This window comes from Oceanimonas sp. GK1, from assembly GCF_000243075.1.
Classification (GTDB): Bacteria; Pseudomonadota; Gammaproteobacteria; order Enterobacterales; family Aeromonadaceae; genus Oceanimonas.
In genome coordinates this window covers 1,272,880-1,295,741 of sequence record NC_016745.1, presented here as the reverse complement: position 1 = coordinate 1,295,741, position 22,862 = coordinate 1,272,880, and the positions used below count along the sequence as shown (strand labels likewise).

Below are 22,862 nucleotides of genomic sequence, written 5' to 3'. Positions count from 1 at the left end.
TGTCTCTCTTTGCCGGTGATACCATGACCTCCATTCGCACCCTGGCCCCCGCTTCCCTGTGGGGCTTTTTCGACACCATCTGCAGCATTCCCCACCCGTCGGGCCACGAGGCGGCGCTGCGCCGCTGGATAGCCGACTGGGCCGGTGAGCGGGGCCTGGCCGTGGTTCAGGACGACACCGGCAACCTGATCATCAAAAAGCCCGCCAGCCCCGGCATGGAACACCGCCGGGGCGTGGTGCTGCAGGCCCACCTCGACATGGTGCCCCAGGCCAATGCCGATACGGCTCACGACTTTACTCAGGATCCCATTCGTCCGCGCATCGACGGCGACTGGGTCTGTGCCACCGGCACCACCCTGGGGGCCGACAACGGCATCGGCATGGCCGCCTGCCTGGCGGTGCTGGCCGACAACACGCTCAGACACGGCCCGCTGGAAGTGCTGCTCACCGTGGACGAGGAAAGCGGCATGACCGGCGCCTTTGGCCTGCAACCCGGCCTGCTTGCAGGGGACATACTGCTCAATACCGACTCCGAGCAGGACGGCGATGTCTACATGGGCTGCGCCGGCGGGGTGGATGCCAATGTCACCCTGCCCCTTGAGACCGAGCCTGTCCCCGCCGGTTATCAGCCGTTCAGGCTGTCCCTTACCGGCCTGCGCGGTGGCCATTCCGGCATCAATATTCATCAAGGCCGGGCCAGTGCCACCAAGCTGCTGGCGGAGCTGCTTCATGCCCTCACCAGCCACAGCCAGGCCCGGCTGGCCAGCCTCAATGGCGGCACCCTGCGCAACGCCATCGCCCGGGAAGCCGCGGCGCTGCTGCTGGTGCCCGATGCCGAGGTGGAACGCCTGCCCGCCCTGCTCGAGCAGTATCGGCAGCACTATGCGCTAGAGTTTGCCGGTGTGGACGATACGATTCGGCTGGCGCTGAATACCGCCGAGCGGCCTTCCCGAGTGATGAGCGCGACCATGCAGCAAAAGCTGGTGCGCGCCCTGCTGGCCTGCCCCCACGGCGTCATGGCCATGAGCCGCACCATGGCCAGTGTGGTGCAGACCTCCACCAACCTGGGGGTTATTGAAACCCGCGATGATCATGTGCATGTGCAATGCCTGATCCGCTCCCTGGACGATGCCGGCCGGGACCGGGTGGCGGCCATGACCGCGGCGGTGTTTGAGCTGGCCGGGGCCCGAGTGCAATTCGATGGTGCCTACCCGGGCTGGCAGCCCGATCCGGACTCGCCGGTGCTGGGGCTGGTGCTCGACACCCACCGCCGAGTGTTTGGCAGCCTGCCGGCGGTCAAGGTGATCCATGCCGGGCTGGAGTGCGGCCTGTTCAAACGCGCCTATCCTCACTGGGACATGGTATCGTTCGGCCCGACCATTCAGGGCGCCCATTCCCCGGATGAACGGGTCAGTATCGAGGCGGTCGAGCGCTTCTGGCAGTTGCTGGTGCGGGTGCTGGAGCAGATCCCGGTGCGCGTCAGCTGACGACAAACGGCGGCTGGCGGAGCATAGGCAGACGTTGAGTTTTCGCTTATTATTCGGCCGGTATCGTTATGGAGGTGTGCGTGATGAAAGCAAAATCCTGGTTACTGCTGGCGGCGCTGGTGGCCACCCCGGCCCTGGCCGACAATATTCTCAGCCGGGCGGTCGACTTCGGTCGCGAGCTGCTGGATGAAACCCGCAAGCTGGCTCCCGGCATTCAGCAGGATCACCGCACACCGCCGTCCCGGCCGGCCGCCGCCCACCCGGATGACGGCCGCGATGCGCCGGCCCTGGAGCCGGGCTACCCGCCGGCCGGCACCACGTCCACCGGGCCGGCGGTGGTGGCGCCCTCGTCTCCGCCCCCGGCCACGCCCCAAAGCAACCAGGGCTGGTTTGTGGAAGAGGATCATCTGAAGTGAAAGGGAATGGGGAATCGGGGGAGTGAGACATTGTAGGCGCCGCTTTAGCCGGCGCAAGCTTACAGACGATGATACACTCAAAGCCCGCTACACGGGCTCTGCCGGCTAAAGCGGCAGCTACCAACCCCTGCTCCCAAATCACTATTCACCGCACATTCAGAACAACCCCAGCTGGGCGCCCTGCCTTTCGTCGGCCAGCTCCACGCTCATTCCCACCAAGCGCACGCCCCTGTCTCCGGCACGTTCCCAGGCTTGTTCACACAGTTTCAGCGCCGAATCGAGTTCAAGCACCGTGGTGCGCCGTGACAGCGTGGTCTGCTCGAAATCCGCGAACTTGAGCTTGATGCACAGGCCGCGAATGGCCCGCCCGTCCAGCCGGCGCAACAGTTCGGGCCAGAGCCGTTGCAACACCTCGGCCCCCTGCTCTGGAGCATGAAGATCGGTGGCCAGGGTGGTTTCCACCCCCACCGACTTGCGCACCCGCTCGGTCTGCACCGGCCGCTCGTCAATCCCCTGGGCCCGCTGCCACAGCAAATGACCAAATTTGCCAAACCGGCGCACCAGCAGCGCTTCTCCCGCCGCCACCGCCTGGGCGCAGGTTTCCAGGCCCATGGCGGCGAGCTTTTCCGCGGTTTTCTGGCCCACACCGGGGATCTTGCCGAGCGCCAGTCCGCTGACGTAGTCCGCCACCGCCGCCGGCGGCAGCACAAAGAGGCCATCGGGCTTGTTCTCTTCCGAGGCAATTTTGGCCAGAAACTTGTTGGGCGCCACGCCCGCCGAGGCGGTCAGTTGCAGTTCATCGCGAATGGCCCGGCGAATGTCGTCGGCAATCAGGGTGGCACTGCCGCCAAACAGCGGGCTGCCGGTCACGTCCAGGTAGGCTTCGTCGAGGGAAAGGGGCTCCACCAGATCGGTATAGCGGTGAAAGATGGCGCGGATCTGCTGGGAGACCCGCTTGTATTCCGCCATGTTACCGGAAATTAACCGCAGTTCCGGGCACAATCGCAAGGCCTGGTGGCTGGGCATGGCCGAGCGCACGCCATAGGCCCGGGCCGGGTAGTTGCAGGTGGCAATCACCCCGCGCCGGCTGGCACTGCCGCCGATGGCCAGGGGAATAGTCCGCCACTCGGGATGGTCCCGCATCTCCACCGCAGCAAAGAAGCAGTCCATGTCCACATGAATGATTTTGCGCATAAAACAAAATCAGGGATTGGGGAATAGGGACTCGGGACTGGAAAACAGCTCCCCTAATCCCTAATCCCCAATCCCTAGTCCCTGATTTCAAATGATGCGGTTTTCTTCCAGCATCTTGCGGCGGGCTTCTTCCTTGGCCATTTTCTTTTTGCGGTTGTCGCAAGGATCCGGGCAGTCACAGGCTTTTTCCACGCCAATGCCACCCAGGCCACCGCAGGAACCGGAAATGGTCTTGCGCTGAATGATGTAGCCGATGGCCATGGCGGCAATCACCAGGGCAAAGACTCCGAAGGTAATCAGAAAATACAGCATATCAACCTCTTAGATACTTCTCGAAGGCGCTGGACATATCCACCCTGAAACCGTCATCCGTCTTGGTGAGCAGATAGACCGCCAGCCCCTGCCGCTCGGCAAACGCCAGTGCCTGCTCCGTTCCCATCACCGTCAGCGCCGTGGCCAGGCCGTCTGCCATCATACAGGATGGGTGGATCACTGTCACCGACGCCAGCCGGTGGGTAATGGGCCTGCCGGTGGCCGGATCCAGGGTATGGGACAACCGTTTGCCGTCGAGCTCGTAGTAATTACGGTAATCCCCCGAGGTGGCCACGCTGGTGTTGGCCAGCGCCACCACCTGCTGCACCACGCCTTCACCGGGGCCGGGTTTTTCCACCGCAATGCGCCAGTCCTGGCCGTGGGCATTCAGGCCGCTGGTTCTCACTTCGCCCCCGATTTCCACCAGGTGGTTGGTCAGCCCCTGCTCGGAGAGATATTCCGACACCACATCCACCCCGTAGCCCTTGGCGATGGACGACAGATCCACATACAAACCCGGCAGGGCTTTTTGCAGAAACTCCCCCTCGGCCCGGGTCTGCACACTCAGGTGCTCAAGCCCGGTTTGCGACTTGACCTCCGCCAGCCGTTCGTCACTGGGGATCTCGGTCGGTCTGGCATCGGGGCCAAAGCCCCACAGGTTCACCAGCGGGCCCACGGTCACGTCCAGAGCGCCGTTGCTGAGCCGCCCCAGTTGCAGGGCCGCCGTCACTACCCGGGCGGTATCGGCCGACACCGCAAAGGGCGCACTGCCGTCGTACCGGTTGAACCGGCTCAGCTCCGAGGCTTCCCGGTAGGTGGACATCTGATCGTTGACCAACTCCAGCCGGCGGTCGATTTCCGCCTGCAGTGCATCACGCCGGCTGTCCTCGGCCCCCACTATCTTTACCGAGTAGTAGGTGCCCATGGTGTCGCCGGTCAGGTGCAACTGGGGCGCGGCGTCGTTCGCCGGCTGGCAGGCCGCCAATAAAAAGGCCAGCCCCAAGGGGGCCAGCCAGTTACTTAGTCGAGACATCATCAGTGATTAACCACCAAAGTCATCCAGCAGGATGTTGTCATCTTCCACACCCAGGTTCTTGAGCATGTTGATCACGGCGGCGTTCATCACGGGCGGTCCGCACATGTAGTATTCGCAATCTTCCGGCGCTTCGTGGTCGCGCAGGTAGTTTTCGAACAGTACGTTGTGAATGAAGCCGGTGTAACCGTCCCAGTTGTCATCGGGCTGGGGATCGCTGAGGGCCACATGCCACTGGAAGTTGTCGAACTGCTCCTGCAGGCCGTCAAAGTCTTCCACGTAGAACATTTCACGCTTGGAGCGGGCACCGTACCAGAAGCTGATCTTGCGCTTGGAGTTCAGGCGCTTGAGCTGGTCAAAGATGTGCGAACGCATCGGCGCCATGCCGGCACCACCGCCAATGAACACCATTTCGGCGTCGGTTTCCTTGGCGAAGAACTCACCGAAGGGACCGGAAATGGTGGCCTTGTCGCCGGGCTTCAGGGACCAGATGTAGGAAGACATCTTGCCGGGAGGGGCAGTCCACTTGCTGGGCGGCGGAGTGGCGATCCGCACGTTCAGCATGATGATGCCTTCTTCTTCCGGGTAGTTGGCCATGGAGTAGGCGCGAATGGTTTCCTCGTCTACCTTGGACTCCAGATCGAAGATCTTGAACTTGTCCCAGTCTTCCCGGTACTCCTCGGGCACGTCGAAGTCCTTGTACTTGACGTGGTGGGGCGGCGCTTCAATCTGAATGTAACCACCGGCACGGAAAGGCACGCTTTCGCCGTTGGGGATCTTCAGCTTGAGTTCCTTGATGAAGGTGGCCTTGTTATCGTTGGAGATAACTTCACAGTCCCACTTCTTGATGCCGAACACTTCTTCCGGCAGCTCGATCTTCATGTCCTGCTTGACGTTCACCTGACAGGACAGGCGCTCGCCTTCGCGGGCTTCGCGCTTGGAGATGTGATCCAGCTCGGTGGGCAGGATTTCACCGCCACCGTCGAGGACCCGCACCCGGCACTGGCCACAGGAGCCACCGCCACCACAGGCAGAAGAGACGAAGATGCCGTTGGCGGCCAGGGCACCCAGCAGTTTGACACCGGCACCGGAGGTAATCGCCTTTTCGGGATCGTCATTGATGCTGATAGTCACATCCCCTTCCGCGACGAGCTTGGACTTGGCAAACAGAATGATGCTTACCAGGGCCAGCACGATCACGGTGAACATGACCACGCCTAGAATGATTTCCATCGTTTATTCCTTTTCCGTCACTGGGTTTACAGAGAAATGCCAGAGAAAGACATGAAGCCGAGGGCCATCAGGCCGGCGGAGATAAAGGTGATCCCCAGGCCGCGCAGACCATCGGGCACATCCGCATACTTCATCTTCTCACGCAAACCGGCCAGCAGTACGATGGCCAGCATCCAGCCAACACCGGAACCAAAACCGTAGACGATGGACTCGCCGAAGTTGTAGTCCCGCTGCACCATGAACGACACACCACCAAAGATGGCGCAGTTTACGGTGATCAGCGGCAGGAAGATGCCCAGGGCGTTGTAGAGCGCCGGGAAGAACTTGTCCAGGGTCATTTCCAGGATCTGTACCAGTGCCGCAATTACCCCGATAAAGGTAATGAAGTTCAGGAAGCTCAGATCCACGCCTTCAACCATGGCGCCGTCTTTCAGAATGAAGTTGTAGATGAGGTTGTTCACCGGTACCGAAATGGTCAGTACCACGATCACCGCCACACCCAGACCAAAGGAGGTCTTTACCTTCTTGGACACCGCCAGAAAGGTACACATGCCCAGGAAGAAGGCCAGCGCCAGGTTCTCGATGAACACGGAACGAACAAACAGACTCAGATAATGTTCCATCTTTTACTCCTTGGCCTCCACCTGCTCGGGACGGAAGGTACGCAGTACCCAGATAAAGCCACCGATGATAAAGAAGGCGCTCGGCGGCAGCAGCAGCAGGCCGTTGGCCTGATACCAGCCACCGTTTTTGATCAGCGGCAGGATTTCGATGCCAAACCAGGTGCCGGAACCGAACAGCTCACGAATGGTGGCCACCACCAGCAGGATCAGGCCGTAGCCCAGGCCGTTACCGATACCGTCCAGGAACGACATCATGGGCGGGCTCTTCATGGCGTAGGCTTCGGCGCGACCCATTACGATACAGTTGGTGATGATAAGCCCCACAAACACCGACAGCTGCTTGGAGATGTCATAGGCGTAGGCTTTCAGGATCTGGTCCACCACGATAACCAGAGAGGCGATGATCGCCATCTGGGCAATGATCCGTACCGAGTTGGGGATCTGGTTGCGGATAAGCGAGATAAACAGGTTGGAGAACGCCGTTACCGCAATTACCGCCAGCGACATTACGAATGCCGTCTGCATCTGCGAGGTCACCGCCAGGGCAGAACAGATACCCAGCACCTGAAGGGCGATGGGGTTGTTGCCGATGATGGGACCGAACAGAACCTTTTTCATTTCAGCTTTATCAGCCATTGTTCAGCTCTCCTTCACGAACCTTGGCCAGGAAAGGACCAAAGCCTTTCTCACCGAGCCAGAATTCAAAGGTTTTTTGCACACCGTCGGAGGTCAGGGTCGCACCGGACAGACCGTCTACGCTGGAAGGAGCGCCTTCGGGCGCACCACCCTTGACGACGCGCAGTGCCGGCTTGCCGTTTTCATCAAACAGCTTCTTGCCAACAAACTGGGCACGCCAGTTGGGGTTTTCCACCTCACCGCCGAGTCCGGGGGTTTCACCCTGCTCGTAGTAGGTGATGCCCTTGATGGTGTTGCCATCGGGCGCCACCGCCACAAAGGCGTACATGGTGGACCACAGGCCCTGACCGTGAACCGGCAGAATGATGCTCTCAAGCTCGCCGTTCTCGTCTTTGGCCAGGTACACCGGCGCCAGGTTGGCCCGACGGCGAATGCCCGCCGGATCTTCTTCCGGGCTCAGCCGAATGCTGGTGGCGGGATCCTTGGCGGCGTTGCGCTGGTTGAAGCCAGCGGCGGCCTGGTCGGTGAGTTCACCGGTGGTCAGGTCGAGCAGGCGGGCGTCGATGAAACGCTCGTAGTTTTCCGCCACGTTCTCGCGGCCCAGACCGGCCACGTCGACGATGTTGGTCTGTACGTCCAGCGCCTGGTTGCGCTGCTGGGTCGGCTTCAAGATCACGGCAGCGCCGGATACGATCACGGAGCAGACCAGACACAGGGCACCGACAACGGCAAAGGTTCTGCCGATAGTTTCTTTCTTAGCCACGGGCCAGCCTCCGTTTGATGTTTGCCTGAACCACGAAGTGATCGAACAGGGGAGCGAACAGGTTGGCGAACAGAATGGCCAGCATCATGCCTTCGGGGAAGGCCGGGTTGACCACACGGATCAGCACCACCATGACGCCGATCAGGGCGCCGTACCACCACTTGCCCTTGTTGGTAAAGGAGGCGGAAACCGGGTCGGTGGCCATGAACATCATGCCGAAGGCGAAACCGCCCAGCACCAGGTGCCAGTACCAGGGCATGGAGAACATGGCGTTGGTGTCGGAGCCAAGCAGGTTGAACAGGGTCGCCGTGGCCACCATGCCGATCATCACGCCACCCACGATACGCCAGGAGGCAATACCCATGTAGATGATGAACAGGCCACCAATCAGGATAGCCAGGGTAGACACTTCACCGATGGAGCCCTGAATGTTACCGATAAAGGCATCCATCCAGCTGATGGCGGCGCCGGTGTTGGCGTCCATCAGCGCAGCCTGACCGCCGGCGGCCCACTGGCCCAGGGCGGTGGCGCCGGAAAAGCCGTCAACGGCGGTCCAGACGGTGTCACCGGAGATCTCGGCCGGATAGGCGAAGAACAGGAAGGCACGACCCGCCAGTGCCGGGTTGAGGAAGTTCTTGCCGGTACCGCCAAAGATTTCCTTGGCCATGACCACACCGAAGGTGATACCCAGGGCCGCCTGCCACAGCGGCAGGGTGGCGGGCACGATCAGCGCGAACAGCACGGAGGTCACGAAGAAGCCTTCGTTCACTTCGTGCTTGCGTACGGAGGCGAACAGCACTTCCCAGAAACCACCCACCACAAACACGGTCAGGTAGATGGGCAGGAAGTAGGTGGCACCCAGCAACAGTTTGCTGCCCCAGCCGGCCCCTTCACCCAGGGTTGCCCCCAGGCTGTCGGCCAGACCATAGCGCCAGTTGCCGTCGATCACCGCGGCCAGATCGGCCGGGCTGTACATGCTGGTAAGGGCCGCAATGGCCTGACCACCGGCGTTGTACATGCCAAAGAACATGGCCGGGAAGGTCGCCAGCCACACCATGATCATGATGCGCTTCAGGTCGATGCTGTCACGTACATGGGAGGAGCGACGAGTAACCATGCCCGGGGTATAGAGCACGGTGGCCACCGCTTCGTACAGGGCGTAAAACTTCTCGTATTTACCACCCGGTTCGAAATGGTGTTCCATTTTTTCCAGAGTGTGCTTCAAACTCATTTCTCTTAGCCCTCTAGCTCAATCTTGGTCAGACACTGACGCAACACCTGGCCGTAATCGTACTTGCCCGGGCACACATAGGTGCACAGTGCCAGATCTTCTTCATCCAGCTCCAGGCAGCCCAGGTTCTGGGCACTGTCGGTGTCGCCGGACAGCAGATCACGCAGCAGCAGAGTCGGCAGAATATCCAGCGGCATAATGCGCTCGTAGTTGCCGATCGGCACCATGGCACGGGCAGAGCCGTTGGTGGTGGTGGTCAGGTCAAACAGTTTGCCCTTGGCCAGATGTCCCAGGTAGGCACGGGTTACCGAGAACTTGTTGGAACCCGGCGCCAGCCAGCCCATGAATTCCTTCTCGCGACCTTCCTTCAGCACGGAGACCTGCAGGTGGTAGCGACCCAGGTAGGCGTGAGGACCTTCGGCGGCGTTGCCGGACAGCACGGAACCGGAAATGACGCGGTTTTCGCCGTCCTGCAGTTCACCGGCGGTCAGCTCATCCAGAGATGCGCCAATGCGGGTGCGCAGCAGACGGGGCTTGTTGACCACGGGGCCGCCCAGGGCCACCACACGATCGGTGCACAGTTCACCGGTGGTGAACAGCTTGCCGAAGGCGATGACGTCCTGGTAATTGATGTACCAGACCACCTTGCCGGGCACGATGGGATCGATAAAGTGAATGTGGGTACCGGGCAGGCCGGCCGGATGCACGCCACCGAACACGTGTTCCTTGACGTTGCCGGCAGAGGCCTGGGGCAGGCTGCCTTCGCCCTTGCACACATGCACCTGGCCGTCGGTCAGGCGGCTCAGCACCTGCAGACCATCGGTAAACGCCTGGGCGTTTTCCTTGATCACCAGCTCGGCATTGGCGCTGAGCGGGTTGGTGTCCATGGCGGTCACAAAGATGGAGCGCGGGGTAGAGCCCACGGCCGGCACCTTGCTGTAGGGGCGGGTGCGCAGGGCGGTCCACATGCCGGATTCAACCAGCTGCTCCTGCACGGTTTCACGTTCCAGTTTGGCCAGTTCGGCAGAGCTGTAGCTTTTAAAAGTAATCTGCTCTTCGCTGTCATCAACGGCAATGACCACGGATTGCAGTACACGTTTGGCGCCACGGTTGATTTCAACTACTGTACCGGCGGCGGGAGCTGTGAACTTGACGCCAGGGTTCTTCTTGTCGACGAAGATAACCTGACCTTTCTTGACGCGATCCTCTACCTTGACGTGCATGGTAGGGCGCATACCCACATACTCCTCGCCCAGCGTAGCAACGCGCTTGATGGAGGGACCATCGTAGATTACTTGCTCTGGTGCCCCGGCAATTGGGAGGTCCAGTCCTTTTTTAATTGTAATCATACTCACTTGCACTACTTGTTAGGGGAAGACAGGTACTTGCCATGCAGAACATGACAACATGCTGATGAGTCGCTACCGGCATGTTCGCATCGCCCTGACAACAGCACGACTACACTCCGGTAACATCCAGCCCGATTTAAAAGGCGCGTAATTCTAGCACTTTTACGACAACGGCTGCCATGGCAATTGCTAAAATTTACCGCCACGCTCAGCAAAACCGGCTTGTTTGATAATTCACCAAGCAAAAATAAGGCCATGATTTTCAAGGCGGAATTATGCTTTGGTCGCAAGCGGCTCCGGAATGGAAGCGGTTTCCACCGCCACCGGGCTCATAACAAATTTGCTAACCGCAAATAACAGTCGGCTCAGGCCGACACGCCGCCCTTGCCCATGCAATTGGGACTGTCGGGTACCCCACCCCGCTCACGCCATTCGGCCGGGGTCAGGGTATGCAGCGCCAGGGCGTGTACGCCACCGGCCAGCTCGTCGGCCAGCAGGGTGTTGAGGGTGCGGTGGCGGGCCAGCAGCCGCTGGCCGTCAAAGGCATTACTCACCACCACCAGCTTGAAGTGGGTTTCCGAGCCCGGCTCGACCCGGTGCATGTAACTTTCGTTAATCACTTCCAGGTGCTCGGGGGACAGCGCCTCCCTGACCTTGTGTTCTATGGTGCTTTGCATCGACATGGCATTCTCCTCGCGATGAATCAGAACAGATGACAGGGGCGGCAGCCCGCTACTTTCACGCGGGGTTTCGCCGGCGAAAGGTCAGGTTGATGCGCACCCCCTCGGCCCGGGCCATTCTGGGCAGGGCGTGGCGCCAATGATGCTGCATTTCCCCCGCCATCACCAGCAGGCTGCCGTGCTCCAGTAACAGCTCCTGTTGTTCCCCCGCTTCATGGCGCAGCAAAAATCGCCGGGCTTGCCCCAGGCTGACCGAGGCAATCATGGGGTTGGGGCCCAGCTCCGGTTCATTGTCGGCGTGCCAGCCCATGCTGTCCTGACCGTGGCGATAGCAATTGAGCAGCACACCGTCAAAGGGCTGGCCGCAGATACTTTCAAGCCGGCCGGCCATGGCTTGCACCAAGGGATGCCAGGGCACCGGTCGTCGTTCACGGCCCGAGTAACGGTAGGGCCAGTCGCCCATCCAGCAGGACAACCGGGGCTCGCTCACCTCCCGGCCAAACATCCGCAGCCGGTGCTGCTGCCAGGGAATGTCGTGCGCCAGTGTTGCCTGCCAACGGTCCGCCTCGTCGCGAAAGGCATCGGGCCACCACAGCAAGCGCCCCTGGTTCAGTGCCAGCCACTCGGGCTCAGGCCACAACCCCATGCTGATTTTCCCCCTTAAACTGGTAAACTGCTGCCCTTTGCAATCATCGGGCATCATTCCATGAATCATCACTTTCCCCTGCCCCAGGGCGGCGAGCTGGAGCTGCACCGCTACCCGCGCCAGGCCCGCCACGGTCTGCAGGCCTGGGAGGCGGCAGACGAATATATCATGAACGAGCTGGCCGCCCTGGACTGGGACCGGACGGCCCCCCTGGTGATTTTCAACGACGCCTTTGGCGCCCTCACGCTTGGCCTGCACCAGTACCGGCCTCATACCGTCACCGACTCGCGCATTGCCGAGCTGGCCCTGGCCGCCAACGCCGCCGACAATCACCTGGCGCCCGACTGGCAGTCGCTCACCAGCCTGGACGAACTGCCCGAGGCGCCCGGCCTGGTACTGATGAAGCTGCCCAAGACCAACGCCCTGCTGGAACATCAGCTCGCCGCCATCAGCCGGGTGGCCGGACCCCAGACCCTGATCGTGGCCGGCGCCAAGGCCCGGGACGTGCACAGCTCCACCCTCAAGCTGTTTGAGCAGTTCCTCGGCCCCACCCACACCAGCCTGGCCTGGAAAAAAGCCCGGCTGATCTTTGCCCGCCGGGACATGACCCTGGCGCCCTCGCCCGCTCCGGCCCCCCTGAGCTGGAAGCTGGAGGGCAGCGACTTTACCCTTTACAACCACGCCAATGTGTTTTCCCGCGCCAGCCTCGACATTGGCGCCCGCTTTATGCTGGAGCACCTGCCCGCCAACCGCCCCGGCCGAGTGATTGATCTGGGCTGTGGCAACGGCGTGCTGGGGCTGATGATGCTGGCGCGCAACCCGCAAGCCACCGTCACCTTTGTGGACGAATCCCACATGGCCATTGCCAGCGCGCGGCTGAATGTGGAGCGCAATTTGCCCGAGGCCATGGACCGGGCCCGCTTTCTGGTCAATAACTGTCTCGACGGCATGGCCCCCGACAGCGCCGATCTGGTGCTGTGCAATCCGCCCTTTCACCAGCAACAGGCCATTACCGATCACATTGCCTGGCAGATGATGACCGACGCCCGCCGAGTGCTGCGCCGGGGCGGCGAGCTGCTGCTGGTGGGCAACCGCCATCTGGACTATCACCAGAAACTGAAACGGCTGTTCGGCAATCAGCGGATAGTGGCATCCAACCGCAAATTCGTTATTCTGAGAGCCATTCATACCGCCTGAAGGACATATTCATGAAGTGCATCAACTGGTTGACTGCTCCCCTGCTGGCCCTGGGCCTGACTGCCTGCGCCAGCTACTATCCCATCGCCGTGGACGTAAACCCGGCACCGGCCGAGGTGGGCGGCGGCGTGTACCGCGGGCAGACCCTGGCCTTGTCCAGCACCGACAACCGGGCCAGTGATTTCATTATTCAGATTGAACAGAAAGACAAGTCGCCGGTGGTGGTGGGTGCCGCCAACAACCTGCGGCTGCAAATGGAGCAGGCCCTGGCGCAGGGGTTCAGTACTCAAGGAGCCTTTATCGAGCAAGGTGCCAACACCCGTGTCACCCTGGAACTGCAGGAAGTGCTGTCTCGGGTGATCCGCGGCCACATCAGTTACGACGTGGTGCAGAAGGTGCGGGTACAGCTGGTGCTGGAGCGGGATGGCCGCCGTGTGACCAAGCAGTATCGCCGCAGTGCCCAGCAGGAATTCCCCGGCCGCCTGCACCCGGAGCTGGACAAGGTGACCGAGGCCCTCGACCGCCAGTTGTCGCTGATGGTGCAGGACATGTTGTCCGATCGTGACGTACAGAACTTTATTAACGGTAACTGACAACTCACCGTCATGCCGGCCTTGAGCCGGAATCTCGGGCAGTATGCACCATCTGTAGCAAGATGCCGGGTCGAGCCCGGCATGACGCAAGCCATTACACGGTTTGATATTGAACGGACAGTAACGAATGAAAAAAATGTTAATCCTGCTGGCGGGGCTGTGGTCCGCCACCGCCCTGGCCGGGCCCCGGGTCGAGCTGGTCACCAGCCTGGGCACCCTGGAAGTGGAGCTGAATGAAGAAGCGGCGCCGCAGACCGTGGCCAATTTTCTGCGCTACGTTGACGACGGCAGTTACGAGGGCTCGCTGTTTCACCGGCTGATCCCGGGGTTTGTGGTGCAGGGCGGCGGCTTTACCGCCGATTATGAGCCCCTGCCCACCTATGATCCGGTACAGAACGAGTCGGGTAACGGCCTGTCGAACACCACCGGCACCATCGCCATGGCCCGCACTCAGGATCCGCACAGCGCCACCCGCCAGTTTTACATCAACCTGTCCGACAACCCCTCGCTGGATGGCGGGCGCCGCGCCGGCTACACCGTGTTCGGCAAGGTGGTGAACGGTGATGCCGTGCTGGCGCGCATGGCCGCCGTGCCCACCGGCATGAGCCTGCAACTGCGCGCCCGGGACGTTCCCGAAGAGCCCATCATTCTTGAGCGGGCCCGCCGCCTGGCCGGAGACTAAGCCATTCGCGCCCGGGCCCTGAAATGGCAGCAGAGCCTGTCGCTCTATACCGAGCGGCGGGTGTTAATCATGCTGGCGCTGGGCTTTTCCTCCGGCCTGCCACTGCTGTTGGTGTTCGGCACCCTGTCGTTCTGGCTGCGGGAAGCGGGCGTTAGCCGTACCAGCATCGGCTTTTTCAGCTGGGTGGCGCTGGCCTACGGCGTAAAATGGCTGTGGTCGCCGTTGGTGGACCGGCTGCCCTTGCCGTTGCTGTCCCGCTGGCTGGGCCGGCGACGCAGCTGGATGCTATTTTCCCAAGTTGTGATCATGGCGGCGCTGGCCGGCATGGCCATGTCCGATCCTGCCGCCGATCTCACCCGGCTGGCGCTGTTTGCCCTGGCGGTAGCCTTTGCGTCCGCCACCCAGGACATCGTGATTGACGCCTACCGTATTGAATCGGCGCCGGAGCGGCTGCAGGGGGCGCTCGCCGCCGCCTACATGACCGGTTACAGGCTTGCGATGATCCTGGCCGGCGCCGGGGCGCTGGCCATTGCCGCCTGGGCCGGCTCCGACACCGGTTACGACATGGGCGGCTGGCGCGCAGCCTATCTGGCCATGGCGGGCTGCATGCTGGTGGGAGTGATCACCTGTCTGCTGCTGCACGAGCCCGAGGTGGACTTGGGCGAGCAACAACGTTCACAGCAAGCGCACCGGGAGCAACTGGTGGCCAGCGGCTGGCCCCGCTGGCTGGCGGCGCTGGCGGCCTTTGGCAAAAGCGCCGTGGTGGCGCCCTTTGCCGACTTTATTGGCCGGTTTGGCTGGCAGGCCCTGCTGATCCTGGCGCTGATCGCCAGCTACCGCATTGCCGATGTGGTGATGGGGGTCATGGCCAACCCCTTCTACGTGGACATGGGCTTTTCCAAGACCGAAATCGCCACCGTCACCAAGGTCTATGGCGTGATCATGACCCTGGCGGGGGCGGCCCTGGGCGGCGTGCTGGTGGTCCGCTTTGGCACCCTGCGCATTCTGATGCTGGGTGCCCTGCTCACCGCCGGCACCAACCTGCTGTTTGCCCTGATGAGCCAGCTCGGGCCCGACGTGCGCCTGCTGACGGTGATCATCTCGCTGGACAACCTGAGCGCGGGCATTGCCACCGCCGCCTTTGTCACTTATCTCTCCGGCCTGACCAACGTGGCTTTTTCCGCCACCCAGTACGCCCTGTTCAGCTCGGTGATGCTGCTGCTGCCCAAGTTTGTGGCCGGCTTTTCGGGCATGGCGGTGGATGCCATCGGCTATGCCACCTTCTTCACCGGCACCGCCGCCCTCGGCCTGCCGGTGCTGGTGCTGATAGCGGTGGTCGCCCGGCGAGTGCCAGTGAGGCGTGAGGCGTGAGGCGTGTATTTTGCACCGTTTAAATCGGTGCAATCATATGCGCCTCCCCCTTTACTCCTCACCCCTCACCGTTCTTAATCCCGAAAATTATTGAACTGCAGCGGCTGCTCCTGCTCCTCGGCGCGCAGCAGGGCCATGACCTGCTGCAGATCGTCCCGTTTATTGCCGGTCACCCGTAGCTGCTCGCCCTGAATGGACGCCTGCACCTTGATCTTGCTGTCCTTTATCAGCTTGACGAGCTTCTTGGCGAGCGCCGTGTCGATCCCCTGCCTGAAGCCCAGCTCCTGAACATGACGCTTGCCCGACCGCACTATGCTACCCGGATCCAACACCCGGACATCGACGCCCCGCTTGATCAAGGCTCCACGCAATATATCGCGCATCTGCTGCAGCTGAAGTTCCGCTTCGGCCTCCAGCCTGACCTTGTCGTCTTTGAGCTCAAAACTGGCCTCCACCCCGCGAAAATCAAAACGGGTGGTCAGCTCGCGGCTGGCGTTGTCGACGGCATTACGCACTTCGTTCATTTCCACTTCAGAAACAACATCAAAAGAGGGCATCTTGACTCCTTGGCTGGGCGCCGAAACCGCTGGCAACGGCAAGGGTTCACGGCTAACGTATGAGATTAATAAGGCAGAAGAATATCAGAGTTCAGGGAGAGTGTGATGCGTGAGTGGACCATACTGGGGGCCGGCGCCCTGGGCTGCACCTTTGCCGCCCTGCTGAAGGCACAGCAGCAGCCGGTGTCACTGCTGCTGAGCGAGCGCCACCGGGGGCATTTTCATCCGGCATTTGAGTTTATTGCCCTTAACGAGCGCCACCGGCTGGTCAGTACTCATCCGCGCTTTGCCGAGCAGGCCGCCGGGGTGGAGTGTCTGCTGGTGATGACCAAGGCCTACCAGGTATTGCCCGCCCTGCAGAGCCTGCGCGGCCTGCCCGCCGATACCCCCATCATATTGCTACACAACGGCATGGGCGTGGCCGATGAGGTAGCCCGGGCCTTTCCCCACAACCCGCTGCTGGCCGGCGTGACCAGCCACGGTGCCCTGAAGGAAGGCCCCTGGCAGGTGCGGCACACCGGCAAGGGGGAAACCTGGCTGGGCCCGGTGAACGAAGGCGGCAAGGCCTTTGCCCACCTGCAAGCGCCCCTGGCCAGGGCCCTGGGCCATGCCGCGTGGAGTGAAGACATACTGTCATTGCAGCATCGCAAGCTGGCCATCAACGCCGTGATCAACCCGCTGACCGCCTGCCACCACATTCGCAACGGCCAGTTGCACGAGCCCCGTTTTGCCGATGTGCTGGAGCAGCTCAGTGAGGAAGTTCACGCCGTGCTGGCGCAACTGGGAGAAACCGAGACCCTGGCGCAGTTTCGCCGCCGGCTGAACGCGGTGATTGAACTGACCGCCACCAACTATTCCTCCATGCACCAGGATCTGGCCCACCGCCGGCCTACCGAGATAGATCACATCACCGGCTACGTGCTCAGCCACGCCGGCAAGCTGCCGGTACCGGTGTGCCGGCAGTTGTATCACGAAGTAAAAAGGCTGGGCGGGTGAAACGTTTGATGTGAAACGTGGGACGTCTAACGTATGGAGTGGCCCCGATAAAGTAGACACTTAAGTTAAGCGGCAGCTGCGTAGGCATTGGGAGTTATTCCTCCCAGCGCCATGTGGCGCCGCACTTTCGGGTAATACTCGTCCGTATAATACCGGACTTCATCTGCCATTTCGTCTCTTCCGAGCATTCCTAATGGATGTGTCCATTCCTTCTTGAGCAGCGCGAAGAAGCTTTCCGAACAGGCGTTATCCCAGCAGTTACCTCGCCGAGACATGCTGATGGTGATTCCCCGTGTAGTGAGCCATCTCATCACCTCTTCGCTGCGATACTGACTCCCCTGGTCAGAGTGGAACAACAACTGTGTCCCATCTGGCCGCTGATGTTGCCATGCCTGCTCAAGGGCCTCCAGCACCAGCTGGGCGCTATTGATGGCACCCATGGCTCGGCTCACCACGCGACGTGTACCCAGGTCCAGGACTACTGCGATGTAGAGCCAGCCTTCGTGGCACCGGATTTGAGTAATATCTGATACCCAGACTCGATTTGCCGCACCAACCGAGAAGCGGCGATTCAGCAAGTTCGGTAGCACAGGCAAGAATGATGTCGGCTTTTGATACCCTGCTTTAAGAGCCGTGCATGAATGGTAACCAGCGTCTCTCAGCAAGCGCTGAACCTGGTTCTTGCCGCAGCAGAACCCGGCATCCCGTGCTTCCAGCCACAGCTTGCGATAACCCGGCACATTCTTCTGTTGCCTGGCTCGCTCGAGCAGGAAGGTTTTCAGAGTTTGTCGCTTGATGACACGTTCTCCCGGAGCATGCTGACGTGCTCGCCAACGATAATATCCCGCTCGTGACACATTGAGTACTTCACACATTATCGAGACCCGCCAGCGTTGACTTCGGTGAGCCTCGATAAAGGCAAACCTTACTGCTGTGCTTGGCGAAGTACTCTTGCGCCTTTTTTAGGATTTCGTTCTCCAGCTCTTTTCGTTCAAGCAGCTTCTTCAGTCGAGCATTTTCACGCTCCAGATCCTGCAAACTTTTTTCTGGTCCGATGTTTTCAACTGCTTTGTCAGATGATTTCTTGGTCATGATCCACTCTCTGCGCCAGCGACTCAATTGGTTAGGATGGATCCCGAGTCTGCCAGCAAGCTGAGCTTGTGTCTCTGTGGTGGATAGCGAGGCCTCGACGGCCTCACGTTTGAATGCATCGCTAAAGTGACGGTGGGGTTTGTACTTCATAACACCTTCTCATTAAATGAAGGTGTCTACTTTTTTCGGGCCAGTCCAGTAAAACGTCCCCTCACCCCTCACTGGATCAGGGCTTGTACACCTTGACGTTGTCAAAGCCCTGCTCTTTCAGGTGAATGGCCTGCAGCCGGCTCATTACGCCGCGGGCACAATACAGCAGGTAGGTCTTGTCCTGATCCAGCTCGCCAAACTGGTGGGCCAGACGGAAAAACGGCAGGTGCACCACCTGGTGGCCGGCCACTTCCAGCGGCGACAGCTCTTCTTCCTCGGGCGCACGAATATCGAGGATCACCTCTGCTTCACTGGCCTGCTCGCTGAATTCCACTTCCGGCACCTCCCATACCTTGCCTAGATCCCGCACGTCCTCCACGAAAGACGCCTGCACCGCGGTGTCGAGCACGCCAAAATCGAAGTTGGCCTCTTCTTCCTCTACCTTGCTCAGCACCGCCTTGATGGTGGGTTTCTGGGAAATCACGCCGCAATACTCCGGCATTTTTTCCGCAAAGGGCGCGGTACCGATGGCCCGCGCCTGATCGATGATGTCCTGTTTGTCGGTGGCGATCAAGGGCCGCAGGATCAGGGTGTCGGTGACCCGGTCGATGACGTTGAGGTTGGTCACGGTCTGACTCGACACCTGGCCCATGGACTCGCCGGTCACCAGGGCATTCACGCCCAGACGCTCGGCCACGGCGGCGCCGGCGCGCATCATCATGCGCTTGAGCACCACGCCCATGTGGCCCTTGTCGATTTTCTCCAGGATCTCGGTGACCACGCCCTCAAAGGGCACGGAGATAAACTTGACCCGGTGTGACGCACCGTACTTCTTCCATAAAAAGTGCACCACCTCGCGCACGCCGGCCTCGTGCTCGCGTCCGCCCAGGTTGAAGAAACAGTAATGCACCCGGCTGCCGCGCTTGATGAACTGAAAGGAAGACACGCCGGAGTCGTAGCCGCCGGACATCAGGCTGAGCACGCTCTCCTGGGTGGCAATGGGAAAGCCACTCATGCCGGCATGCTGCTTGCTGACCAGGTACAGCCGGTCGTCGTCCAGCTCCAGGTTGATCTGCATATCGGGCTGTTTGAGTTTCACGCCGCCGGTCTCGCAGCGCTGGTTCAGGCCCCCGCCCACGTAACGCTCCACATCCAGCGAGCTGAATTCCTGCTTGCCCCGGCGCTTGGCGCGCACGCAGAAGGTTTTGCCCGCAAGCGCATCGCCGAACATGGCCTGAGTGTGCTCCAGAATGTCATCCAGGGACGATACCTTGAACTCCACCACCTCCAGGAACGACTGAATGCCGGGAATGCAGCCAAGCGCCTCAATCAGCAGGCGGCGGTGGTCGTCGCCGGTCTGGTTGCTGCGCACCACCAGCTTGTCCCAGTCGACCCGCACCTTGATGGTCTCGTCCAGGGGCTTGAGGGTATTGCGAATGTTGCCGGAGAGGATTTTGCTCATGCGCTGGCGCACCGACTTGCTCTTGATGGTGATTTCGGGGTGAAGCTTGATGATGAATTTCATAATTTCGGTACGCTCGGGGACAACACATAAAAAAGAAAGCCCGGCATTATACACGTGCCGGGCTTGCGGTTAAAAGAAAAGCAGATCAGGGCGTGTTTGGCGGCACCACTTCCAGTGGCTCGGTATACACCGGCTTGCCCTGGGAAAGGGTGATTTCCACCCGGCGGTTGCGGCGACGGTTTTCCGGGGTGTCGTTGTCCACCAGCGGTTTGGTGTCGGCCAGGCCCATCACCACCATGCGGCTGTCGTCAAAACCCTCCACGCTTCTAAGCTGATCCGCCACCGCCAGCGCCCGCTGAGTGGACAACTCCCAGTTGGAGCTGAACAGCTCGTAGCCGCTCTGAATATCATCTGAATGGCCCGACACCAGGATCTCGCCGGGCACGTCCTTCACCAGGGCGCCAATCTGGCGGACCACCGGCCAGAACTGGGGCTGCAAAAACGCCGAGCCCGCCGGAAAGGAGGCGTTTTCCTTGATGCGGATCACCACCTGCTGGCCCAGGGCTTCAATTTCAATGGCATCCTGCTCGATGGGACTGCTGAGCTGCTCGGCCATGGCCTGAGCCAGGCTGATGGCCTGGGCACTGGTTTGCGGCATTTCCGGCTGCTGACTGCCGCTCATGTTGCCGTCTTCCCGGCTCTGACCCGAGGCCCGGTCCGAGTCGCCGGGCTGAAAGTCGAGCTCGGTGAGGGTGGAGTCGGTGGTGTGCTGCATGATGGTATTGATGGGCGTGGGCTCGGGCCGGCCGGGGCGAAACTCCAGAGCAATGACCGAAGTGCCCTTGGGAATTTCGGTCACCTCAATCTGGTTCTGCACCCCAAAGGCAAACTTCATGCTGCCAGCAATTTGCTTGAACTTGAGCACGTCCATCTCGGCAAAGGCCAGCAACAGCACGAAAAAGCTCATCAGAATGGTGGCCAGATCCGCAAAGGTAGCCATCCAGGCGGGCGCGCCCGCCGGCTGCGGCTTGCTCTTCTTTCTGGCCACTAGTCCTCCTTGGAGCGCTTGTTATCGGCCAGGTAATTTTCCAGCAGATCTTGCAGCACCCTGGGGTTCTGGCCGTCCTGAATGCCGAGCACCGCATCCATGATCAGCGTGCGGTTAAGGCGTTCTTCCCCCGAGCGCAGCTCCAGCTTGTCGGCAATGGGCAGCGCCACCATGTTGGCCAGCATGGCGCCGTACAGGGTGGTGAGCAGGGCAATGGCCATGGCCGGGCCGATGGCCTTGGGATCGTCCATGTTGGCCAGCATGGCCACTAGGCCGATCAGGGTGCCTATCATGCCCATGGCCGGGGCCACATCCCCCAGGGCCCGAAAGATCCTGGCCCCCTGCTCCTGGCGTTCGGCGTTGAGATCGATGTCCTTTTCCAGCGCCGCCTTCACCACCCCCTGATCGTGGCCGTCCACCAGCATGTTGACCGCCTTTTGCAGAAAGGGGTTGGTGATCTCCGCCTCCTCCAGCGCCAGAAAACCGCCCTTGCGCGCCGCATCGGCCAGCTGCACCACCCGCTCGATCAGATCCTCGGGCTTTTCCAGCTTGAACATAAAGGCCTTGCCCGCCACCTTGGCGGCGCCCAGAAACTGGCCCAGGTTGAACTTCATCATGACCACAAACAATGAGCCGACCAACACAATGAAAATGGACGGCACATCCACATACATGGTAATGCTGCCCCCCAGCACCATTGCCATGGCGACGAAGGCCATTCCGCCAATCAGTCCGATCAGTGTTGCCAGATCCAAAACGGGAGTCCTCTTCTAGTTAATGCGGCCAAAAACGACTCAATCTTACCCCGTTGCGGGGAGTTTTGTCGCCGGTGAAGTTATCGGCACCGGACGAAAATGCTTAATGGCCCGCAACACCGGCGGCGGAAAGTCGCTAATCCTTCGCCAAATTCCGGGCAGCGGTGTTACTATTGGCCCAATTTTGCATGCGATTGAACAGAGGATGCCCGTGGCTGCCAGAAAACCGGAAAACATGGACTTTGAAAGCGCACTCGCCGAGCTGGAAAGCCTGGTGGGCCAGCTGGAGCAGGGCGAGCTGAGCCTGGAGCAGGCACTGAAGTCGTTTGAACGGGGCGTGCAGCTGGTGCGTGCCGGCCAGCAGCGACTGGGCCAGGCCGAGCAGCAGGTAAAAATTTTGATGCAGGACGGCGATACCCTGGCCGACTTCAAGCCGGCGGAGGACGAAGCGTGATCGGCCAGTGGCAACAGCAATACGGCGAGCGCATTGACGCCACCCTGCGCCGGACCCTGGACCGGCTCGACAGCCTGGCCCCCGGCCTGCGCGACGCCATGGAATATGGCCTGTTGCAGGGCGGCAAGCGGGTGCGCCCCATGCTGGTGTATGCCACCGCCGGGCTGACCCCGGACGCCGACGGCCAGGCCGCCGATGCCGCCGCCGCCGCCATTGAGTGCATTCATGCCTATTCGCTGATCCACGACGACTTGCCGGCCATGGACGACGACGACCTGCGCCGGGGCAAACCCACGGTGCACAAGGCCTTTGACGAGGCCACCGCCATTCTCGCCGGCGATGCCTTGCAGACCCTGGCCTTTGAGCTGCTAAGCCAGGCCGAAGGCTCCTTGCCCGCCGAACGCCGGCTGCAGCTGGTGCGGGAGCTGGCCACCGCCAGCGGCTATGGCGGCATGTGCGGCGGCCAGGCCCTGGACATTTATCATGAAGGCCGGCCGGTGGAGCGCGCCACCCTGGAAACCATTCACCGCCACAAGACCGGGGCGCTGATCCGCGCCGCCGTGCGCCTGGGCGCGCTGTGCTCCCCCACCATGCAGGAAGCCGAGCTGGCGGCCCTCAGCCGCTATGCTGAGGCCATTGGCCTGGCGTTTCAGGTGCAGGACGATATTCTCGACATTACCGCCAGCACCGCCACCCTGGGCAAGACCCAGGGCAAGGATCTGGCCCAGCAAAAGAGCACCTACCCGGCACTGCTGGGGCTGGACGGCGCCCGGGAGCTGGCCCGGCAACTGCACCGGGATGCCCTGGCCGCCCTAGCTGGCCTGCCCTACCCTACCGACACACTGGAAGCCTTCGCCCACTACATCGTGCAGCGCGAATACTGAAGCGACAACAATAAC

General features: G+C 61.2%; 25 protein-coding genes. 9 read left to right on the top strand and 16 right to left on the bottom strand.

Annotated features, from left to right (window positions below; translation table 11 throughout):
- The first annotated feature begins 23 nt into the window (after positions 1 to 23).
- Positions 24 to 1,487, top strand: a complete 1,464-nt coding sequence (locus GU3_RS06250) for an aminoacyl-histidine dipeptidase (RefSeq protein WP_014291682.1) — start codon at positions 24 to 26, stop codon at positions 1,485 to 1,487.
- 83 nt (positions 1,488 to 1,570) lie between these two features.
- On the top strand, positions 1,571 to 1,903 hold the full coding sequence (locus tag GU3_RS06245) for a hypothetical protein (RefSeq protein WP_014291681.1): 333 nt from the start codon (positions 1,571 to 1,573) through the stop codon (positions 1,901 to 1,903).
- Positions 1,904 to 2,059: 156 nt separating this feature from the next.
- Here the strand turns inward: GU3_RS06245 and dinB are convergent, their stop codons facing one another.
- The 11 genes from dinB to GU3_RS06190 all read right to left on the bottom strand — a co-directional run bounded on the left by dinB (position 2,060) and on the right by GU3_RS06190 (position 11,603).
- Complete coding sequence (gene dinB, locus GU3_RS06240) at positions 2,060 to 3,097, bottom strand: DNA polymerase IV (protein ID WP_014291680.1); 1,038 nt, start codon at positions 3,095 to 3,097, stop codon at positions 2,060 to 2,062.
- Between the two features lie 87 nt (positions 3,098 to 3,184).
- Positions 3,185 to 3,409, bottom strand: coding sequence for a (Na+)-NQR maturation NqrM (nqrM, locus tag GU3_RS06235; protein ID WP_014291679.1), 225 nt, complete (start codon positions 3,407 to 3,409; stop codon positions 3,185 to 3,187).
- 1 nt (position 3,410) lies between these two features.
- Complete coding sequence (locus GU3_RS06230; protein ID WP_041542984.1) at positions 3,411 to 4,445, bottom strand: FAD:protein FMN transferase; 1,035 nt, start codon at positions 4,443 to 4,445, stop codon at positions 3,411 to 3,413.
- Between the two features lie 6 nt (positions 4,446 to 4,451).
- Positions 4,452 to 5,675 (bottom strand): NADH:ubiquinone reductase (Na(+)-transporting) subunit F, encoded by a 1,224-nt coding sequence (nqrF, locus tag GU3_RS06225; protein ID WP_014291677.1) that lies wholly within the window; start codon positions 5,673 to 5,675, stop codon positions 4,452 to 4,454.
- Between the two features lie 26 nt (positions 5,676 to 5,701).
- Positions 5,702 to 6,298, bottom strand: a complete 597-nt coding sequence (nqrE, locus tag GU3_RS06220; RefSeq protein WP_014291676.1) for an NADH:ubiquinone reductase (Na(+)-transporting) subunit E — start codon at positions 6,296 to 6,298, stop codon at positions 5,702 to 5,704.
- A 3-nt stretch (positions 6,299 to 6,301) separates the two neighbouring features.
- Entirely contained in the window at positions 6,302 to 6,934 is a 633-nt protein-coding gene (locus GU3_RS06215; protein ID WP_014291675.1) for an NADH:ubiquinone reductase (Na(+)-transporting) subunit D, read from the bottom strand.
- Positions 6,927 to 7,697: a Na(+)-translocating NADH-quinone reductase subunit C gene (locus tag GU3_RS06210; RefSeq protein ID WP_014291674.1), complete on the bottom strand. Its 771-nt coding sequence runs from the start codon at positions 7,695 to 7,697 to the stop codon at positions 6,927 to 6,929. Before GU3_RS06210 ends, GU3_RS06215 begins: the two co-directional genes overlap by 8 nt.
- Complete coding sequence (locus tag GU3_RS06205; RefSeq protein WP_014291673.1) at positions 7,690 to 8,928, bottom strand: NADH:ubiquinone reductase (Na(+)-transporting) subunit B; 1,239 nt, start codon at positions 8,926 to 8,928, stop codon at positions 7,690 to 7,692. Before GU3_RS06205 ends, GU3_RS06210 begins: the two co-directional genes overlap by 8 nt.
- Before the next feature lie 5 nt (positions 8,929 to 8,933).
- A complete protein-coding gene (locus tag GU3_RS06200) occupies positions 8,934 to 10,277 on the bottom strand; it encodes a Na(+)-translocating NADH-quinone reductase subunit A (RefSeq protein WP_014291672.1) in 1,344 nt (447 codons plus the stop codon).
- A 365-nt stretch (positions 10,278 to 10,642) separates the two neighbouring features.
- Positions 10,643 to 10,960 (bottom strand): BolA family transcriptional regulator, encoded by a 318-nt coding sequence (locus GU3_RS06195; RefSeq protein WP_014291671.1) that lies wholly within the window; start codon positions 10,958 to 10,960, stop codon positions 10,643 to 10,645.
- Between the two features lie 55 nt (positions 10,961 to 11,015).
- Positions 11,016 to 11,603: an alpha-ketoglutarate-dependent dioxygenase AlkB gene (locus GU3_RS06190; protein ID WP_014291670.1), complete on the bottom strand. Its 588-nt coding sequence runs from the start codon at positions 11,601 to 11,603 to the stop codon at positions 11,016 to 11,018.
- Positions 11,604 to 11,663: 60 nt separating this feature from the next.
- Between GU3_RS06190 and GU3_RS06185 the strand changes: the two genes are divergently transcribed.
- From GU3_RS06185 to GU3_RS06170, 4 genes are all read left to right on the top strand, one after another.
- On the top strand, positions 11,664 to 12,800 hold the full coding sequence (locus tag GU3_RS06185; protein ID WP_014291669.1) for a methyltransferase: 1,137 nt from the start codon (positions 11,664 to 11,666) through the stop codon (positions 12,798 to 12,800).
- Between the two features lie 11 nt (positions 12,801 to 12,811).
- On the top strand, positions 12,812 to 13,393 hold the full coding sequence (locus GU3_RS06180; RefSeq protein ID WP_014291668.1) for a YajG family lipoprotein: 582 nt from the start codon (positions 12,812 to 12,814) through the stop codon (positions 13,391 to 13,393).
- Positions 13,394 to 13,520: 127 nt separating this feature from the next.
- Positions 13,521 to 14,075, top strand: a complete 555-nt coding sequence (locus GU3_RS06175) for a peptidylprolyl isomerase (protein ID WP_014291667.1) — start codon at positions 13,521 to 13,523, stop codon at positions 14,073 to 14,075.
- 69 nt (positions 14,076 to 14,144) lie between these two features.
- Positions 14,145 to 15,446 (top strand): MFS transporter, encoded by a 1,302-nt coding sequence (locus GU3_RS06170; RefSeq protein WP_014291666.1) that lies wholly within the window; start codon positions 14,145 to 14,147, stop codon positions 15,444 to 15,446.
- 74 nt (positions 15,447 to 15,520) lie between these two features.
- On the opposite strand, the gene GU3_RS06165 is transcribed toward GU3_RS06170, so the two are convergent.
- The gene (locus GU3_RS06165) at positions 15,521 to 16,003 is read right to left on the bottom strand and encodes a YajQ family cyclic di-GMP-binding protein (protein WP_014291665.1); all 483 of its coding nucleotides are present in this window, start codon (positions 16,001 to 16,003) and stop codon (positions 15,521 to 15,523) included.
- A 105-nt stretch (positions 16,004 to 16,108) separates the two neighbouring features.
- On the opposite strand from GU3_RS06165, the gene GU3_RS06160 reads away from it, so the two are divergent.
- Positions 16,109 to 16,999, top strand: a complete 891-nt coding sequence (locus GU3_RS06160; protein ID WP_014291664.1) for a ketopantoate reductase family protein — start codon at positions 16,109 to 16,111, stop codon at positions 16,997 to 16,999.
- A 65-nt stretch (positions 17,000 to 17,064) separates the two neighbouring features.
- On the opposite strand, the gene GU3_RS06155 is transcribed toward GU3_RS06160, so the two are convergent.
- The 4 genes from GU3_RS06155 to pomA all read right to left on the bottom strand — a co-directional run bounded on the left by GU3_RS06155 (position 17,065) and on the right by pomA (position 21,509).
- Positions 17,065 to 18,241, bottom strand: a protein-coding gene (locus GU3_RS06155) for an IS3 family transposase (RefSeq protein ID WP_148265857.1) whose coding sequence is annotated in 2 segments (ribosomal slippage) — positions 17,065 to 17,941 and positions 17,940 to 18,241 — 1,179 coding nt in all. Because the reading frame shifts where the segments join, the coding sequence is not laid out codon by codon here.
- Between the two features lie 76 nt (positions 18,242 to 18,317).
- The gene (gene thiI / locus GU3_RS06145) at positions 18,318 to 19,766 is read right to left on the bottom strand and encodes a tRNA uracil 4-sulfurtransferase ThiI (protein WP_014291662.1); all 1,449 of its coding nucleotides are present in this window, start codon (positions 19,764 to 19,766) and stop codon (positions 18,318 to 18,320) included.
- Positions 19,767 to 19,851: 85 nt separating this feature from the next.
- Entirely contained in the window at positions 19,852 to 20,706 is an 855-nt protein-coding gene (locus tag GU3_RS06140) for a flagellar motor protein MotB (RefSeq protein ID WP_050899396.1), read from the bottom strand.
- Positions 20,707 to 20,753: 47 nt separating this feature from the next.
- Entirely contained in the window at positions 20,754 to 21,509 is a 756-nt protein-coding gene (pomA, locus tag GU3_RS06135; protein ID WP_014291660.1) for a flagellar motor protein PomA, read from the bottom strand.
- Positions 21,510 to 21,714: 205 nt separating this feature from the next.
- Here pomA and xseB point away from each other — a divergent pair, with 205 nt between their 5' ends.
- Both xseB and ispA read left to right on the top strand, forming a co-directional pair.
- A complete protein-coding gene (xseB, locus tag GU3_RS06130; RefSeq protein WP_014291659.1) occupies positions 21,715 to 21,963 on the top strand; it encodes an exodeoxyribonuclease VII small subunit in 249 nt (82 codons plus the stop codon).
- The gene (gene ispA / locus GU3_RS06125; RefSeq protein ID WP_014291658.1) at positions 21,960 to 22,847 is read left to right on the top strand and encodes a (2E,6E)-farnesyl diphosphate synthase; all 888 of its coding nucleotides are present in this window, start codon (positions 21,960 to 21,962) and stop codon (positions 22,845 to 22,847) included. The genes xseB and ispA overlap by 4 nt, the downstream gene beginning before the upstream one ends.
- Positions 22,848 to 22,862: the final 15 nt, after the last annotated feature.

What these genes read in the sequence shown, in the direction of transcription:
- GU3_RS06250 (WP_014291682.1), top strand. Translation starts at nt 24, where the DNA reads ATGACCTCCATTCGCACCCTGGCCCCCGCTTCCCTGTGGGGCTTTTTC.
- dinB (WP_014291680.1), bottom strand. Translation starts at nt 3,097, where the DNA reads ATGCGCAAAATCATTCATGTGGACATGGACTGCTTCTTTGCTGCGGTG.
- GU3_RS06185 (WP_014291669.1), top strand. Translation starts at nt 11,664, where the DNA reads ATGAATCATCACTTTCCCCTGCCCCAGGGCGGCGAGCTGGAGCTGCAC.
- GU3_RS06195 (WP_014291671.1), bottom strand. Translation starts at nt 10,960, where the DNA reads ATGTCGATGCAAAGCACCATAGAACACAAGGTCAGGGAGGCGCTGTCC.
- nqrE (WP_014291676.1), bottom strand. Translation starts at nt 6,298, where the DNA reads ATGGAACATTATCTGAGTCTGTTTGTTCGTTCCGTGTTCATCGAGAAC.
- GU3_RS06175 (WP_014291667.1), top strand. Translation starts at nt 13,521, where the DNA reads ATGAAAAAAATGTTAATCCTGCTGGCGGGGCTGTGGTCCGCCACCGCC.
- GU3_RS06170 (WP_014291666.1), top strand. Translation starts at nt 14,145, where the DNA reads ATGCTGGCGCTGGGCTTTTCCTCCGGCCTGCCACTGCTGTTGGTGTTC.
- xseB (WP_014291659.1), top strand. Translation starts at nt 21,715, where the DNA reads ATGCCCGTGGCTGCCAGAAAACCGGAAAACATGGACTTTGAAAGCGCA.
- GU3_RS06140 (WP_050899396.1), bottom strand. Translation starts at nt 20,706, where the DNA reads ATGGCTACCTTTGCGGATCTGGCCACCATTCTGATGAGCTTTTTCGTG.
- GU3_RS06160 (WP_014291664.1), top strand. Translation starts at nt 16,109, where the DNA reads ATGCGTGAGTGGACCATACTGGGGGCCGGCGCCCTGGGCTGCACCTTT.
- GU3_RS06180 (WP_014291668.1), top strand. Translation starts at nt 12,812, where the DNA reads ATGAAGTGCATCAACTGGTTGACTGCTCCCCTGCTGGCCCTGGGCCTG.
- GU3_RS06245 (WP_014291681.1), top strand. Translation starts at nt 1,571, where the DNA reads ATGAAAGCAAAATCCTGGTTACTGCTGGCGGCGCTGGTGGCCACCCCG.
- GU3_RS06215 (WP_014291675.1), bottom strand. Translation starts at nt 6,934, where the DNA reads ATGGCTGATAAAGCTGAAATGAAAAAGGTTCTGTTCGGTCCCATCATC.
- GU3_RS06165 (WP_014291665.1), bottom strand. Translation starts at nt 16,003, where the DNA reads ATGCCCTCTTTTGATGTTGTTTCTGAAGTGGAAATGAACGAAGTGCGT.
- GU3_RS06200 (WP_014291672.1), bottom strand. Translation starts at nt 10,277, where the DNA reads ATGATTACAATTAAAAAAGGACTGGACCTCCCAATTGCCGGGGCACCA.
- nqrM (WP_014291679.1), bottom strand. Translation starts at nt 3,409, where the DNA reads ATGCTGTATTTTCTGATTACCTTCGGAGTCTTTGCCCTGGTGATTGCC.
- GU3_RS06205 (WP_014291673.1), bottom strand. Translation starts at nt 8,928, where the DNA reads ATGAGTTTGAAGCACACTCTGGAAAAAATGGAACACCATTTCGAACCG.
- thiI (WP_014291662.1), bottom strand. Translation starts at nt 19,766, where the DNA reads ATGAAATTCATCATCAAGCTTCACCCCGAAATCACCATCAAGAGCAAG.
- nqrF (WP_014291677.1), bottom strand. Translation starts at nt 5,675, where the DNA reads ATGGAAATCATTCTAGGCGTGGTCATGTTCACCGTGATCGTGCTGGCC.
- GU3_RS06190 (WP_014291670.1), bottom strand. Translation starts at nt 11,603, where the DNA reads ATGGGGTTGTGGCCTGAGCCCGAGTGGCTGGCACTGAACCAGGGGCGC.
- GU3_RS06230 (WP_041542984.1), bottom strand. Translation starts at nt 4,445, where the DNA reads ATGATGTCTCGACTAAGTAACTGGCTGGCCCCCTTGGGGCTGGCCTTT.